Source organism: Geobacillus sp., assembly GCF_017515625.1.
Lineage (GTDB): Bacteria > Bacillota > Bacilli > Bacillales > Anoxybacillaceae > Geobacillus > Geobacillus stearothermophilus.
The window spans coordinates 1-14927 of record NZ_JAFWFM010000204.1 but is presented as its reverse complement, the minus strand read 5'-3'; the positions used below and the strand labels follow the sequence as shown (position 1 = coordinate 14927).

At 56.5% G+C, this 14927-nt stretch carries 8 protein-coding genes and 1 pseudogene; all 9 read left to right on the top strand.

The window, feature by feature from the left end:
* Nucleotides 1-53 precede the first annotated feature (53 nt).
* Nucleotides 54-891, top strand: a pseudogene (locus IKE44_RS11760) (hypothetical protein).
* 103 nt (nt 892-994) lie between these two features.
* On the top strand, nt 995-1189 hold the full coding sequence (locus IKE44_RS11755; protein WP_033011626.1) for a hypothetical protein: 195 nt from the start codon (nt 995-997) through the stop codon (nt 1187-1189).
* 126 nt (nt 1190-1315) lie between these two features.
* On the top strand, nt 1316-1855 hold the full coding sequence (locus tag IKE44_RS11750; protein WP_033011628.1) for a competence protein ComK: 540 nt from the start codon (nt 1316-1318) through the stop codon (nt 1853-1855).
* Between the two features lie 100 nt (nt 1856-1955).
* Nucleotides 1956-2579 (top strand): TVP38/TMEM64 family protein, encoded by a 624-nt coding sequence (locus IKE44_RS11745; protein WP_033013824.1) that lies wholly within the window; start codon nt 1956-1958, stop codon nt 2577-2579.
* Nucleotides 2576-3130: a signal peptidase I gene (lepB, locus tag IKE44_RS11740; protein WP_033013823.1), complete on the top strand. Its 555-nt coding sequence runs from the start codon at nt 2576-2578 to the stop codon at nt 3128-3130. The genes IKE44_RS11745 and lepB overlap by 4 nt, the downstream gene beginning before the upstream one ends.
* Nucleotides 3131-3267: 137 nt before the next feature.
* Nucleotides 3268-6774: a helicase-exonuclease AddAB subunit AddB gene (addB, locus tag IKE44_RS11735; protein ID WP_287466016.1), complete on the top strand. Its 3507-nt coding sequence runs from the start codon at nt 3268-3270 to the stop codon at nt 6772-6774.
* On the top strand, nt 6771-10499 hold the full coding sequence (addA, locus tag IKE44_RS11730; RefSeq protein WP_061567349.1) for a helicase-exonuclease AddAB subunit AddA: 3729 nt from the start codon (nt 6771-6773) through the stop codon (nt 10497-10499). The genes addB and addA overlap by 4 nt, the downstream gene beginning before the upstream one ends.
* An 18-nt stretch (nt 10500-10517) precedes the next feature.
* Nucleotides 10518-11702 carry an exonuclease SbcCD subunit D gene (locus IKE44_RS11725; RefSeq protein WP_049624231.1) on the top strand — a complete coding sequence of 395 codons (1185 nt, stop codon included), beginning with the start codon at nt 10518-10520 and terminating at the stop codon, nt 11700-11702.
* A partial coding sequence (locus IKE44_RS11720; RefSeq protein ID WP_287466007.1) for an SMC family ATPase occupies nt 11699-14927 on the top strand: 3229 nt, incomplete at its 3' end. The genes IKE44_RS11725 and IKE44_RS11720, both read left to right, overlap by 4 nt.

The window sequence follows — 14927 nt, the reverse complement described above, 5'->3', positions numbered from 1 at the left end:
TAAAACCGTAAATAAAAATGATGTATTATAACAAAGAGATGGGGGAAGGAAAAATGGCGTCATTTGCTGAACGTGTCCGACAATTAGAGGAAAGCTGGAAAAATGAAGAGCGCTGGAAAGGGATCGTCCGCCCGTACAGCGCCGAAGATGTCATTAAACTGCGCGGCTCGATCGATATTGAGCATACGCTCGCTCGGCGCGGCGCAGAAAAACTATGGAAACTGCTCCATACCGAAGACTATGTCCACGCGCTTGGTGTGTTGACGGGGAATCAGGCCGTGCAACAAGTGAAAGCCGGGTTGAAAGCCATTTATTTAAGTGGATGGCAGGTGGCAGCCGACGCCAACCTCGCCGGGCAAATGTATCCGGACCAAAGCTTGTATCCGTCCAACAGTGTTCCGCACGTCGTCAAACGCATTAATCAGGCGTTGCAGCGCGCTGATCAAATTCAATATTTGGAAGGTAGTGGAGACATCGACTACTTTGTTCCGATCGTGGCTGATGCCGGGGCGGGGCAAGCTGCTGGCCTATAACTGCTCACCGTCGTTCAACTGGAAGAAAAAATTGGACGATGAAACGATCGCCAAATTCCAGCAAGAGCTCGGCAAAATGGGGTACAAGTTCCAGTTCGTTACTCTGGCTGGATTCCACGCGCTCAACTACAGCATGTTTGAACTGGCGCGCGGCTACAAAGAACGCGGCATGGCTGCATACGCCGAACTGCAGCAAGCAGAATTTGCCGCTGAAAAATATGGCTACACTGCAACGCGCCATCAACGCGAAGTCGGCACCGGCTATTTTGATGAAGTCGCCCAAGTCATCTCCGGCGGTCAAGCATCCACCGTCGCCTTGAAAGGATCGACGGAAGAGGAGCAGTTTACGACCGCTTGACGGCGGCTATTGCCGTATATCGACGGAAGCCCGGTTTGACCGGGCTTTTTTGCGTATAAAAGGAAAAAGCTGGCGCACTCTATAGACGGAGGGAGGCGATGAAATGGAAAAGAAAAAAGATAGTCTGCCGGAGCTAATCCCTGCCGAATTCCGCGTCAGCACCGATCTCCATTTTGAACAATCGTGGATGAACGAGGAAACGTATGCAGGCGATTCGGTCGGCGAACATACGGCGCTCGAGCAAGCGAACGAGTATTTAGCAATGAAAGAAATCGGCCAGACGTTTGAAAACTCCTGACAATGCCCATGACGATCGTCATGGGATTTTTTGCGCAAAAAAACGCTGGCTTTTTTAAAAATATAGAAAAATATAACTATTGGTGGTATGATAGGAGTGGTGAGTTCGTTGAGAGGAGATGAGACGATGAAAGTAAATGAATTTATCATCCTAAACCATTTCGTCGTGAGCCGTTATACGATGGCGATTCTCCCTTATTTGTTGAACAATGACCTGTATGCAAAGGTCGTCGAGGAAGATGGCGAGTACATTGTCAAACAAACGCCCCTCGACATTATTAGACATAGCTGCGATTATTATGGCTGCAGCTTTCAAGGCAGAAAAGAGGGAACAAAGGCCGTGATCGGCATCACCCACAAAGCGCCGATCGCCATTGAACCGTCCAACGAAATTTACTTCTTTCCCACCGCTTCCCCGAAAGATTCCTGCTGTGTTTGGCTGTCGCATATGCATGTCTATCGGTATGAGCCTGCGAAATATGAGCGGACGGTTGTATACTTCCGCAACGGGAAAAGCGTTGTCCTCGATGTGTCCTGCAAATCTTTCATCAACCAATTGCACCGAACAGCCCAGCTGCGGACGAAACTGTCGGAGCGAATGGAGGCGAGAGAGCGCAAACTGCAATACATATATCGCATGCAGCAAGAAAAGCATGTGACGGAATAACCGCCATGATAAAAAATGGGTTTTCACAAGCAAAAGTTCAAATTGCGCGGCCGAGCGTGTAAAATAAAAATATAAACGGCATTTGAATGGAGAAAGAAAGATGAATATGGAAAATTTGAAACAATGGCTCACGCTCGACCACGTGCTTTCCTTACTCGACCATTACCGTTCCTTCGGCATATTTCCCGGCATTGCGGCGACGCTGCTCGAGTCGTTTTTTCCGATTTTGCCGATGGTTGTGTTTGTGATGGCGAACGCAGCGGCATTCGGGTTGTGGAAAGGGTTTTTCATTTCTTGGATTGGCGCTTCGCTCGGCTCGCTCATCGTCTTTTGGCTGACGCGGAAGATCGGCCAGCAGCGTTTCTTTCATTTTGTCCGCCGCCATCCAAAAGTGCGCCAGTTTATGCACTGGATTGAACGGCACGGATTCGGGCCGCTGTTTTTGCTGTATTGCTTTCCTTTCACCCCGTCGGCGCTTGTCAATATCGTTGCCGGTCTGTCACGCATCAGCCGCCAGCAGTTTGTATTAGCGGTCTTGCTTGGAAAGATGATCATGATTTTTACGATCAGCTTTATCGGGTATGACTTGGTGGCGCTTGTCCGCCAGCCGTTGCGTACGGCGGCGATCGCTGTTGTTGTGCTGCTGCTTTGGTATGCGGGAAAACGAGTAGAGGCAAGATTTTCGTTGACGGAAAAACAACGCAGCGAGGAGGACAGGGAGTGACCAAACGGAAACAAGGAAAGAAGCGGGGACGCCGCTGGCCATGGCTCGCCGCTGTCGGGTTTGTCGCCATGCTCCGTTTTTTCGTTTTCAGCAATTATATGGTGGAAGGAAAGTCAATGATGCCGACGCTGCAAAGCGGCAATTTGCTGATCGTCAATAAGATCCGTTATGAAATTGCCCCGATTCATCGGTTTGATGTCGTCGTGTTTCACGCCAATCAAAAGGAAGATTACGTGAAACGGGTCATCGGGTTGCCGGGGGATCGGATCGAGTACAAAAACGATGTGCTGTATATTAACGGTCGACAGGTCGATGAACCGTATTTGCGGCCGTATAAGCAGCAACTCCTTAGCGGGAAGCTGACAGGCGGTTTTACCCTTGAAGAGGTGACGGGAGAAAAGCGGGTGCCGGCTGGCTGCATTTTTGTCCTTGGCGACAATCGGCTCAGCAGTTGGGACAGCCGCCATTTCGGCTTCGTCAAAATCAGCCAAGTGGTCGGCAAGGTAGACCTCCGCTATTGGCCGTTTCGGGAGATTGCTTTCCATTTTTGAGAAAATGGCGCATCGAGGTGCGGCGACGGTTTTGCCTAAGGGAGCGGTTGCTTTCAAGGAAGGCAGTTTTTCTTTACCAAATACGAACATATGTGCTAAAATAGAAAAGATAAAGGAAACGAATGGTGGTGATCGCCGTGTCGCTTCGCTTTTTGCTTGGACGATCGGGAAGCGGGAAGACGGCTATGTGTCTTGCGGAAATCCGCCGCAAGCTGCAGGAAGATCCGAGAGGAAAGACGATTGTTTACCTCGTTCCGGAGCAGATGACGTTTCAATGTGAATACGCCTTAATCCATACCGAGGGAGCAGGAGGAATGATCCGCGCCCAAGTGTTCAGCTTCCCCCGCCTCGCCTGGCGCGTCTTGCAGGAGACGGGAGGCATGAACCGCTACCACGTCCACGATGTCGGCGTGCAAATGATGATTCGCAAAATTATTGAACAGCGGAAACAGGAGCTTAAACTGTTTGGCCGCGCGGCGGACAAAAGCGGTTTTGTCGAGCAGCTGCATGAGATGATCGCCGAATGCAAGCGGTATTGCTTAACGCCGGACGAGCTTCGCCGCCGTGTCGAGGAGCTGGAAAGCGGGCCGAGCCGGCCGGGACGGCGCCTGCTGGCCGATAAGCTCAGCGATGTCGCGCTCGTTTATGCAGAGCTCGAGCGGAGCTTAAGCGGCCATTACCTCGATTCGGAAGATTATTTGCGCCTGCTCGCCGAACAAATCCCCCGCTCCTGCTATTTGCGTGATGCCGATGTTTATATCGACGGATTCCATCATTTTGCCCCGCAAGAATACATAGTGATTGAGCAGCTTCTTCGTCATTGCCGGCGGGTCACCGTTTGCCTGACGGTCGACCGTCCGTATGATGGTGAGATGCCGGACGAGCTCGACTTGTTTTATCTGCCGGCGCAGACGTACCGCCAGTTGCGCGAGCTTGCCTTGGCCAACGATGTTTTGCTTGAAGAGCCGGTCGTGCTCGCGGAAAACCGACGTCATCAAAGCGGGGTGCTCGCCCATCTCGAGGCGCAGTTTCATCGCCGCCCGCTGCCGCCTTACGAAGCGGAAGACGGTGCGGTCTGCCTTTATGAGGCGGCCAACCGCCGCGCAGAACTGGAAGCGGTCGCCCGGGAAATCATCCGCCTTGTCCGCGACGAAGGGGCGCGCTATCGCGACATCGCACTCGTCATCCGCCAAACGGAGGCGTACCGCGACCTTGTGAAGACGGTGTTTTTTGATTTTGGCATCCCGTATTTTATGGATGAAAAAGAGCCGATGCACCATCATCCGCTCATTGAACTTGTGCGCGCTGCTTTGGAAACAATTTCCACAAACTGGCGGTATGAGGCGGTGTTTCGCGCTGTGAAGACGGATTTGCTCTTTCCGTTGGACGGTGACTTGGTCATGTGGCGCGAGGCAGCCGACAAACTCGAAAACTATGTTCTTGCTTATGGGGTGAAGGGGGACAAATGGACGAGCGGCGAGCGCTGGCCGTATCGGCGCTACCGGGCGCTTGACGGGTTGAATGTGCCGCAGACGGATGAAGAACGGCAATTTGAGGACAAGTTGAACGAATGGCGGGAGACGCTGGCCGCCCCGCTCCGCCGCCTTGAGCGCCGTTTGCGCCGGGCTAAGGACGGGCGCGGGTATTGCACGGCGCTATATCTCTTGTTAGAAGAATTGCAGATTCCGAAAAAGCTGGAACAAATGAGCGCGCAGGCGGAAGCGGAAGGCCGCCTCGTGGAAGCGCGCCAGCATGAGCAGGTGTGGAACGCGGTCATCGATTTGCTTGACCAATACGTTGAAATGCTCGGAGCGGAACCGTTGTCGTTAGCCGAATTTGCTAAAATTATCGAGGCCGGGCTTGACCGGCTTGAGTTCTCCCTTGTGCCGCCGGCCATCGATCAAGTGATCGTCGCCCAGCTCGACCGTTCGCGCCTCATCGGCGTGAAGTATGCGTTTGTCATTGGCGCCAACGATGGCGTCATTCCGGCCAGGGCGAAAGAGGATGGGCTTATGGCGGAAATCGAACGGGAGCAGCTGCGCGAACTCGGTGTGGCGCTTGCGCCGGGGAGCCGGGAACAGCTGTTTTACGACCCGTTTTTTATCTACCTGGCGCTTGCCTGTCCAAGCGAACGGCTGTATGTTACATACCCGCTGGCCGATGGCGAAGGGAAAGCGCTCATGCCATCGCCGCTGATTAAACAATTGTCGGAGCTGTTCCCGAAGGTGAAGGTGCGCTTGTGCGGCAACGATCCGTTCGATGCCCCGGAAGAGAAGGCGGAGGCGTTTGTGACAGCGCCGCAGGCGACACAAACGTATTTGGTCAGCCAGCTGCGCGCATGGAAGCGAAACTATGGCATCGATCCGCTTTGGTGGGATGTGTACAACGTGTTCATCGCCCGCCCGGAATGGAACGAGAGGGTGCAAAAGGCGGTGTCGGCGCTGTTTTATACAAACAAAGCCGCGCCGTTGAAAAAACAATGGAGCCGGCGGTTGTACGGAAAAAAAATTCAGGCGAGCGTCTCGCGCATGGAGCAGTTTCAAAAATGCCCGTACGCCCATTTTATTTCACACGGGCTGCGCTTGAAGGAGCGAAGCATTTTCCGCCTCGAGGCGCCGGATGTCGGCCAGTTGTTCCATGCGGCCATTAAACAAATCGCCGACCGGCTGCGCGAACAGCACGTTGATTGGGGCGAACTGTCCCAACCGGATTGCGAGCGTCTGTCGGATGAAGCGGTCGAACGGCTTGCCCCCCTCATTCAACAGCAAGTGCTGTCCAGTTCGTCTCGCTATGAATATATGAAACGGAAATTAAAACACGTTGTCGCCCGCACGACCCACGTGTTGAGCGAGCATGCGCGGGCGAGCGGCTTTGTTCCGATCGGGCTCGAGCTGGCGTTTGGACCGGGCGGCGACTTGCCGCCGCTTCGCTTTCAACTGCGCGACGGGACGGTTATGGAGCTTGTCGGGCGAATCGACCGCGTTGACAAGGCAGAAAGCAGCGAAGGAGTATTTCTTCGCATCATCGATTACAAATCGAGCGCCAAAACGCTTGATTTGACGGAAGTGTATTACGGTTTGGCGTTGCAAATGCTTACCTATTTGGACATTGTGCTCACGTATGCTGAGCAACTTGTCAAACAGCCGGCGCTGCCGGCCGGGGTGCTCTATTTCCATGTCCATAATCCGATTGTGAAGGCGAAGCAGTGGCTTGACGATGAAGCGGAGATGGCGAAACAACTTCTTGAGCCGTTTCGGATGCGCGGTCTGCTGCTTGCCGATGTGGAGGCAATCCGGCTGATGGACAGTCAATTGGAAAAAGGGCAGCGGTCGCTGATTGTGCCGGTTAGGCTGACGAGCAGCGGAGCGATTCATTCTCAGTCTTCGGTCGCGAGCGCTTCTGATTTTGATGCGCTTCGCCAGCACGTCCGCCGTCTGTTTGCCGATATTGGCGGACAAATCGCTGACGGCATTGTATCGATTGCCCCGTACAAGCTGAAAAGCAAAACAGCGTGCGACTTTTGCGCCTTTAAGTCCATATGCCAATTTGACGAGGCGCTGTCCGGCAACGAATTCCGAAAGCTTGCCCCACAGACGGGGGAAGACGTGATGAAGAATATAACGAAAGGGAGGGGAGAGTCTTGAGCGTTGCGTTTCGCCCGAAGTCGGCCGGAAGCCGGTGGACGGATGAACAGTGGAAAGCCATCGTGGCCGGCGGCCGGGACGTTCTCGTCGCTGCGGCGGCCGGGTCTGGAAAAACGGCCGTTCTTGTTGAGCGAATCATCCAAAAAGTAACGGCGGAAGACGGGGCGACCGATATTGACCGCCTTCTTGTCGTCACGTTTACGAACGCTGCGGCGGCTGAGATGAAAGCAAGGATCGGCGAGGCGCTCGAGCGCGAACTCGCCAAGCGGCCGCATTCGCTCCATTTGCGGCGCCAGCTCAGCCTGCTCAACCGCGCCTCGATTTCGACGCTCCATTCGTTTTGCTTAGATGTCATCCGCAAATATTATTATTTGCTCGATCTGGATCCGTCGTTTCGCATCGCTGATGAGACAGAAATCGAACTGCTGAAAGAGGACGTCCTTGAGGAGCTGCTTGAGGAGGAATATGGAAAGGCGGATAATGAGCGCTTTTTTGCCGTCATTGATGCTTACACCGGAGACCGGAGCGATGCCGAGCTGCAAGACATGATTTTCGCGTTGCATGACTTCTCCCGCTCCCACCCCGCGCCCGATGAATGGCTGAAAGGCCTTGTATCCATGTATGAGGTCGATGAACAGACGCCGCCCGAGTCGCTTTTGCCATCGCGCTATATCAACCAACATGCGGCGATGGAGCTGGCAGCGGCCAAACGGCTCATCGAAAGGGCGTTGCGTCTTGCGCAGGAACCGGGCGGGCCGCGGCCGTATGAGAAACGGCTGCGCGAGGATGCCGCCGTTGTCGCTGAACTTGAAAGATGGCGGTCGCAATCGTGGGAAGGACTGTATCGTGCTTTGCAGTCGCTGGCGTTCGGCCGGCTTCCGGGCTGTCGCGGCGATGGCTATGATAAGTGGCTCGTCGATGAGGCGAAATCGCTTCGCGACCAGGCGAAGAAGAAACTGGAAGCGCTGCGCGACAACATATTTTCGCTGCCCCCGTCTGTCTGGATCCGCCATATGCGGGAGATGAAGCCGGCGGTTGAGACGATCGTTGCGCTTGTCCGCCGTTTTTCCGATAGGTTTCAAGCCGTGAAACGTGAAAAAGGGATCGTCGACTTTTCTGATTTGGAACATTATTGTCTGCATGTTTTGCGGCAGCGCGACCCGAAAACGGGCGAATGGCAGCCATCGGCGGCCGCTTTGGAGTACCAAGCGCAGTTTGATGAAGTGCTTGTCGATGAGTATCAAGATACGAACCTTGTGCAAGAAGCGATTTTGCAGCTCGTCAAAAAAGGAAGCGAGCGGACTGGCAACTTATTTATGGTCGGCGATGTCAAGCAGTCGATTTATCGTTTTCGCCTCGCCGAGCCGATGCTGTTTTTGGACAAATACAAACGGTTTGCCGCTGATGGGGCCGCAGGGGGAATGAGAATTGATTTGGCGCGCAATTTCCGCAGCCGCGCCGAGGTGCTGGACGGCACGAACTTCCTTTTTGCACAAATCATGGGGGAAACCGTTGGGGAGATGGCGTACGATGAAGCAGCCCAGCTTAAGTATGGCGCCGATTATCCGGATGGGGCGGATACTGTTCCGGAAGTGATGATCATCAACCGGCAGCGCGCGGCGGAAGAAGAGGACGAAGAGGCAGCGGAGCTTGAGGGCTCCGAGCTGGAGGCGCGCCTAATGGCCGAGAAAATCAAAGAAATCGTGTCGCGGCCATTTTATGTGCATGACCGCTCAAGCGGGCAACCGCGGCGTGCCATGTACCGAGACATCGTTGTGCTCGTCCGTTCGATGACGAACGCCCCGCAAATGATCGAGCAGCTGCAGGCGCACGGCATTCCGGCGGCTGCCGATTTATCGTCCGGCTACTTTCAGGCGACGGAAGTTTCGGTGATGCTGTCGCTTCTGAAAGTCATTGACAACCCGCACCAAGACATTCCGCTCGCCGCTGTGCTCCGTTCGCCGCTGTTTCGCTTTGATGAAAACGAGCTGGCCATGATCCGCCTCGCTGATCCAAAAGGAACGTTTTATGAGGCGCTTCAGTTGTTCCGGCAAAAGCCGGCGGAAACGGATGAGGAGGAGGCAGCCAAGAAAAAAGCGGCCGCGTTTTTGGAGCAGCTCGGGCGCTGGCGAACGATGGCCCGCCGCCGCTCGTTGGCCGACCTCATCTGGCAGCTGTATCGCGATACACAATTTTACGATTTTGTCGGCGCGCTGCCGGGTGGAAAGCAACGGCAGGCCAATTTGCGCGCCTTGTATGATCGCGCTCGCCAATACGAATCGACGGCCTTTCGCGGGCTGTTCCGCTTTCTCCGCTTTATTGAGCGGCTGCAGGAGCGCGGCGATGATTTAGGAGCAGCCCGGCCGCTTGGTGAGCAGGAAGATGTCGTGCGGGTGATGACGATCCATAGCAGCAAAGGGCTCGAGTTTCCGGTCGTCTTTCTGGCCGGACTCGCCCGCCCGTTTTATACGCGGGATTTGCATCATCCGTACTTGCTGGATAAAGAGCTCGGCTTTGGCGCCCGTTTTGTCCACCCACAGCTGCGCATCAGCTATCCAACGCTGCCATTGCTGGCGATCCAAGTGAAAAAGCGGCTCGAGCTGCTCGCCGAGGAAATGCGCATTTTGTACGTTGCGCTGACAAGAGCGAAAGAGAAGCTTTATTTGATCGCCGCGGTCAACGATGCCGATAAGGAGATCGAAAAATGGAAAGGCGTTGCGGGAGAACGCGAATGGCTGCTTCCCGACGATGTGCGGGCATCGGCCCGTTCCTATTTAGACTGGATCGGCCGGGCGCTCATTCGCCACCGCGACGGGCGCATTTTAGCGGGAGAGAAGGCGCCGGATGAAATCGCCTCCCATCCGTCCGTATGGCGTATTGCCATTGTGCCCGCGGCCGAGCTGCGCAGCGGCGAGGCGGCTGCCGGCCAGGCGGACGAGAGCATGCTCGCTGCGCTTGAACATGGCCGCCCTGTTCCGGCTGGCGGCGGCTGGAAAGAGGAAGCAGAGCGGCGTTTGTTATGGCGGTATCGCTATGAAAAAGGGACGATTGTGCGCGCCAAACAGTCGGTGTCGGAGCTGAAAGAGCAACGGGTGCTGTTTGGCGAGCTGGCGAGTGAATGGCCGCTGCGCCAAGGAACAGCGCCGATTTTCTCGCGGCCGCGCTTTATGCAGGAAAAAACGTTGACGCCGGCGGAAAAAGGAACCGCGCTTCATATCGTCATGCGCCATCTCGACTTGCGTGCGCCGGTCAGTGAAGCGTCCATCCGTGAGCAAATGGGTCGGCTCATCGAAAAAGAGCTGTTGTCGGCCGAGCAAGCCGAAGCGGTCGATGCGGCCGCGATCGCCGCCTTTTTCGCTACGGATATCGGCCGCCGCCTTTGCGCCGCCCGCGAGGTGCACCGGGAAGTGCCATTCAGTCTAGGGCTTCCGGCTTCCCATCTTTACGGGCATGACGGGATGGAAGACGACCGCCGGGTGCTTGTCCAAGGGGTGATTGACTGTGTGTTTGCGGATGAGCGCGGTTATGTGATGATCGACTATAAAACGGATGAGGTGACCGGCCGTTTTGCCGGCCAGAAAGAGGAGGCCGCCCGCTTTTTGCTCGGCCGCTACGGAACGCAAATGCGCCTGTATCGGCAAGCGATTGAGCAAATTTGGCGCGTGCCGGTAGCGGAGTGCTATTTGTATTCGTTTGACGGCCAATACATTATCGCGGTGGAATGACGCGGAGGGGGAAAGACGATGCGCATTTTGCATACGGCAGACTGGCATCTCGGGCGGACGCTTGAAGGCCGAAGCCGGTTGGCGGAGCAAGAGGCGTTTATCGACGAACTTGTCGAGATTGTAGCAAAAGAACAAATCGATGTCGTCTTGATGGCTGGCGATGTGTTCGATTCCGTCAATCCGCCGGCGGCGGCGGAGCAGCTGTTTTACGAGAGTTTGGCCCGACTGTCCGATAAAGGCCGGCGTCCGGTTGCGGTCATCAGCGGCAACCATGACCATCCGGACCGCATCAGCGCCGCCCGGCCGCTGCTTTCCGACTACAACATTTTCCTTTTTGGCCGCCCACAGGCGGAAGTTTGCCGAATTGACGTTCCGTCGTGCGGCGAGGCGATGATGCTTGCGCCGTTGGCGTACCCGTCTGAATCGCGGCTCGCTGAGCTATTGTCATCCGACCATAAGGAAACCGCGCTTCGCGATCGGTACGACGACCGCATCCGGGCGTTGTTCGCTGCGATGGCCGCCTCATTTGCCGATGAAACTGTCAATGTTGCGATGAGCCATCTATACGTGGCTGGCGGCCATACGTCCGATTCCGAGCGGCCGATTGAGGTGGGCGGCGCCTATACGGTGGCGGCTGCCAGTTTGCCCGGGGCGGCGCAATACGTGGCGCTCGGTCATTTGCACCGCCCGCAGGACGTCAGACGGGCGGAGACGGCGGCGCGCTACGCCGGTTCACCGCTTGCTTACAGCTTTTCCGAAGCTGGGCACACCAAGTCGGTGACGGTTGTCGACGTCCATCCGGGCGGAAAGGCCAACGTGACGGAGATTCCGCTTGTTTCCGGCAAACCGCTTGTCCGTTGGAAGGCGACGGACGGACTTGCCCAAGTGTATCGTTGGTGCGAGGAAGGAAGAGACCGGTCGTGCTGGATCGATTTAGAGGTCCATGTAAACGAGCCGTTGACAATGGAAGAGATTCAACGGCTGCGCAAGCTTCATCAAGGGTTTATCCATATCCGCCCGGTGTTTCCGGAACGGGAGCGGGAGGCGGCGGCTGAAACAGACCGCAAACCGCTTTCCCTTGTGGAAATGTTCCGGCGTTTTTACGAACGTCAAACCGGCGGACAAACACCGGATGAAGAGCTCGTGCGCCTTTTTTTGGAATTGGCGGCCGATGAGAAGGAAGGGGAAGGAGAAGAGGAATGAAGCCAATTTCCTTGACGATCGCCGGGCTTCATAGCTTTCGTGAAAAACAAACGATCGATTTTACGGCCCTTTGCGACGGCGGCGTATTCGGCATTTTTGGACCGACCGGAAGCGGCAAATCGACGATTTTGGATGCCATCACGCTCGCGCTGTTCGGAAGTGTCGGACGGGCGGCCAATCGGACACAAGCGATCATCAACCACGCTGAAAAGGAACTGTTCGTTTCCTTTACGTTCGAATTGGAAAATGCCGCTGGGGCAAAACGGTACACGGTGGAACGCAGTTTGAAAAGGGCGGATGAATGGCGGACGCGGAGCGCCGTCTGCCGGTTGATCGAACATCAGGCCGAGCCGGTCGTGCTCGCGGACAAGCTCTCTGATGTAGACAAGGCGGTCGTACAGCTGCTTGGTTTGACTATGGAAGATTTTACCCGCGCTGTCGTTTTGCCGCAAGGGAAGTTTGCCGAGTTTTTATCCCTCAAAGGGGCGGAGCGCCGGCAAATGCTGCAGCGCCTGTTCCATCTTGAACGATACGGTGACGAGTTGAATAAAAAGTTAAAAGAGCGGCTCGCCGCCGCGGAGCAGGAATGGCAAAAAATCGAAGCGGAAAAAGCGGGACTCGGCGATGCTTCGAAAGCGGCGCTTGAGCAGGCAGAAGCCGAAGAGCGGGAGCTTGCGGCGCTGTTTGCCAAGCGCAAAAAAGAGCTTGAGAAAATCGAGGCAGACGTCGAACGGGCGAGGCAGCTTCGGGCGTGGCAGCAGGAAAAAGAAGCGGTTGAAGCGGAATTATCGGCATTGCGCCGGCGGGAGCCCGAAGTGCGGGCGCTTGAAGCGAAAAAAGGGCGGGCCGAGCAGGCGGAGCGCATTTGGCCGTACTGGGAGCAGTACGAACAGATGCGCCTCCTGCAGGCCGCGGCGCTGCAGCGGCAGGAGGCGGCGTTGCGACAGTTAGAGGCGGCCCAAGCCCACTATGAGGATGCCGTGCGCCGCTATGAGCAGGCGCGGCAGGAAAAAGCGCGGCGCGAGCCAGAGCTGTTGGCGCAAATGGAGCGGCTGCGGCAGGCGGAGCAGCTCGAACGGCAAATGGAAACACTCAAGGCGGAGCTCGCCGCCCTCCATGAGGAGTGGAACCGCTTGGCGGACCGGGAAAAAGCGGTGCAGCGTCAGTTCGAGGAAGCGGAGGCCTGGTACGCGCGCGGCTTGGCGCGCCAACAGGAGCTGAAAGAAGAGTTGCAGCGGCATGCCGCTGCGCTCGCTGACAAAGACGAAATAGAGCGCGCCTGCGAAGAGAAGCGGCGCATTGAGCAAACGGTGTCCGCTCTCGCCCGCGTCGATGTGCAGCTCCAGCAAAAGGAAGCTGCCTGGCGCCAAGCCGAACGAGAGCGGGCTGAGCGGGAGCGCCGCGCCGCCGCTGCCGGCGCCCGCCTTCATCAACTGTTTCAGCTTGTTGAACAAACGCACCATTCCGTCTGCAGCCGGCAACAAGATATCGAAAAGCGGTTGCATGTTTTGCGGCGACAGATCGAGGCGGAGCAGCAACGGATCGAAGAGGCGCAGACGGCCGAACTGGCAGCGGTTCTGGCTGAGCGGCTCCGTCCCGGTGAACCGTGCCCGGTGTGCGGCTCGCGTGAGCACCCGCATCCGTCCGCCAGGCCGCAGACGGTAGCCTCTGGTCGGTTGTCTGAGCTCGAGCAAGAGCGGCAGCGTTGCGAACAAGATTTGCAGACACTGTTCTCATTCAAGGCGCAGCTTGAGCAGCTTGCCGCGCTGGCGGCCAGCCACGGGACACCCCCTGTTCAGGCGGCTGTCCGCCCGGCAGGCGAAACCGTCGATATGGCCGTTGAAGTCCGGGCGCTCGGGCAGGATGTCATTGAACGAAAGGAAGCGGTTTACCGGGCGTTGTCGCAGTGGAATGAGGCGGAAGCGGCGCGGCGTGAAGCGGAAAACGCCTGCCGATGGGCGGCAGCGGATATCGAAGCGCTGCAAGCGGAGAAACAGCGCCTTGAAGAGGAGAAACAGCAGCTTGAACGGCAGTGGCGCGAGGCGCATCCTTCCTTTTCACTGGAAACGATCGCGGTGGTTTACGAGCAGCTGCGCGAACAAGAGAAAATGTGGCGTGATGTACAAAAACGGCTTGAAGACAGCGTTCCATTTTTAGAAGAAAAACAAAGAGCAAAAGAACAGGCGGCTGAGGAGCGTCGCCGGCTTGAGGCGGAGCGGGTGCGCCTCGAATCGCTTATGAGCGCCAAACAGGAGCTGTGGAAAGAATATGAGCGGCAACGGCACGAGAAGGCCGGACCTGGCCCGGCAGGTGTGCAGCTTCGGGAAGCGGAAGCCGAATGGCGACGGCTGCAAAACGGCGAACAGCAGGCGTACGATGAATGGCAGCGCGCTCAACAGCAATACCAGGCGACAGAAAGTGAGGCGAAGGCAGCGAAGCAGGCGTGCGAGGAAGCGGCCCGCCGCGAGGAAGAAGCGCTCGCTCGCTGGCGCCGCGCCTTGGCCGGCACTGTGTTCGCTGATGCTGAAGAAGTGCGAATGTCGAGGGCGGCAAAAGCGCAATGTGATGAATGGGACGAAGCCATCCGCCTTTACTGGCGCCAGGTAGAGCAGGCTGAGCACCGACGCGCCCAGCTGGCGGCTGTCATCGGCGAAGAAGCGGTGAGCGCTGAACAATGGGAGATGATGCAGCAAGTATACAACGAGTTGAAAGCGCACACTGAGATGATGACCGAGCAGCTTGGCGCGGTGCGCGGAAAAGTGGCGGAGCTGAGAAAAAAACATGTCCGTTTTGTTGAATTGGAGGCGAGGCAGGCAACTCTCGGCCGCCAAATTGAGCGGTACAAACAGCTGCAAACGTTGCTTCGCGGCAATAGTTTTGTCGAATTTATGGCGGAAGAGCAACTCGAACAGGTGACCATCATGGCGTCTGAGCGGCTGCAGCAGTTGACGCGCCATCGCTATGCGCTTGAGCTCGATTCGCAAGGCGGGTTTTTGATTCGCGATGATGCCAACGGGGGGGTGCGGCGGCCGGTGTCGACGCTGTCCGGCGGGGAAACGTTTTTGACATCGCTGTCGTTGGCGCTGGCGCTGTCGGCGCAAATTCAGTTGCGCGGTGAATATCCGCTCCGGTTTTTCTTTTTGGACGAGGGGTTTGGCACATTGGATGCCGAGCTGCTCGATACGGTCGTTTATGCTTTGGTAAAGTTTAATAAGCAGCAGCAGG

Excerpts from the sequence above, each read along its gene's own strand:
- IKE44_RS11745 (WP_033013824.1), top strand. The coding sequence starts at position 1,956 with ATGAATATGGAAAATTTGAAACAATGGCTCACGCTCGACCACGTGCTT.
- IKE44_RS11725 (WP_049624231.1), top strand. The coding sequence starts at position 10,518 with ATGCGCATTTTGCATACGGCAGACTGGCATCTCGGGCGGACGCTTGAA.
- IKE44_RS11750 (WP_033011628.1), top strand. The coding sequence starts at position 1,316 with ATGAAAGTAAATGAATTTATCATCCTAAACCATTTCGTCGTGAGCCGT.
- IKE44_RS11755 (WP_033011626.1), top strand. The coding sequence starts at position 995 with ATGGAAAAGAAAAAAGATAGTCTGCCGGAGCTAATCCCTGCCGAATTC.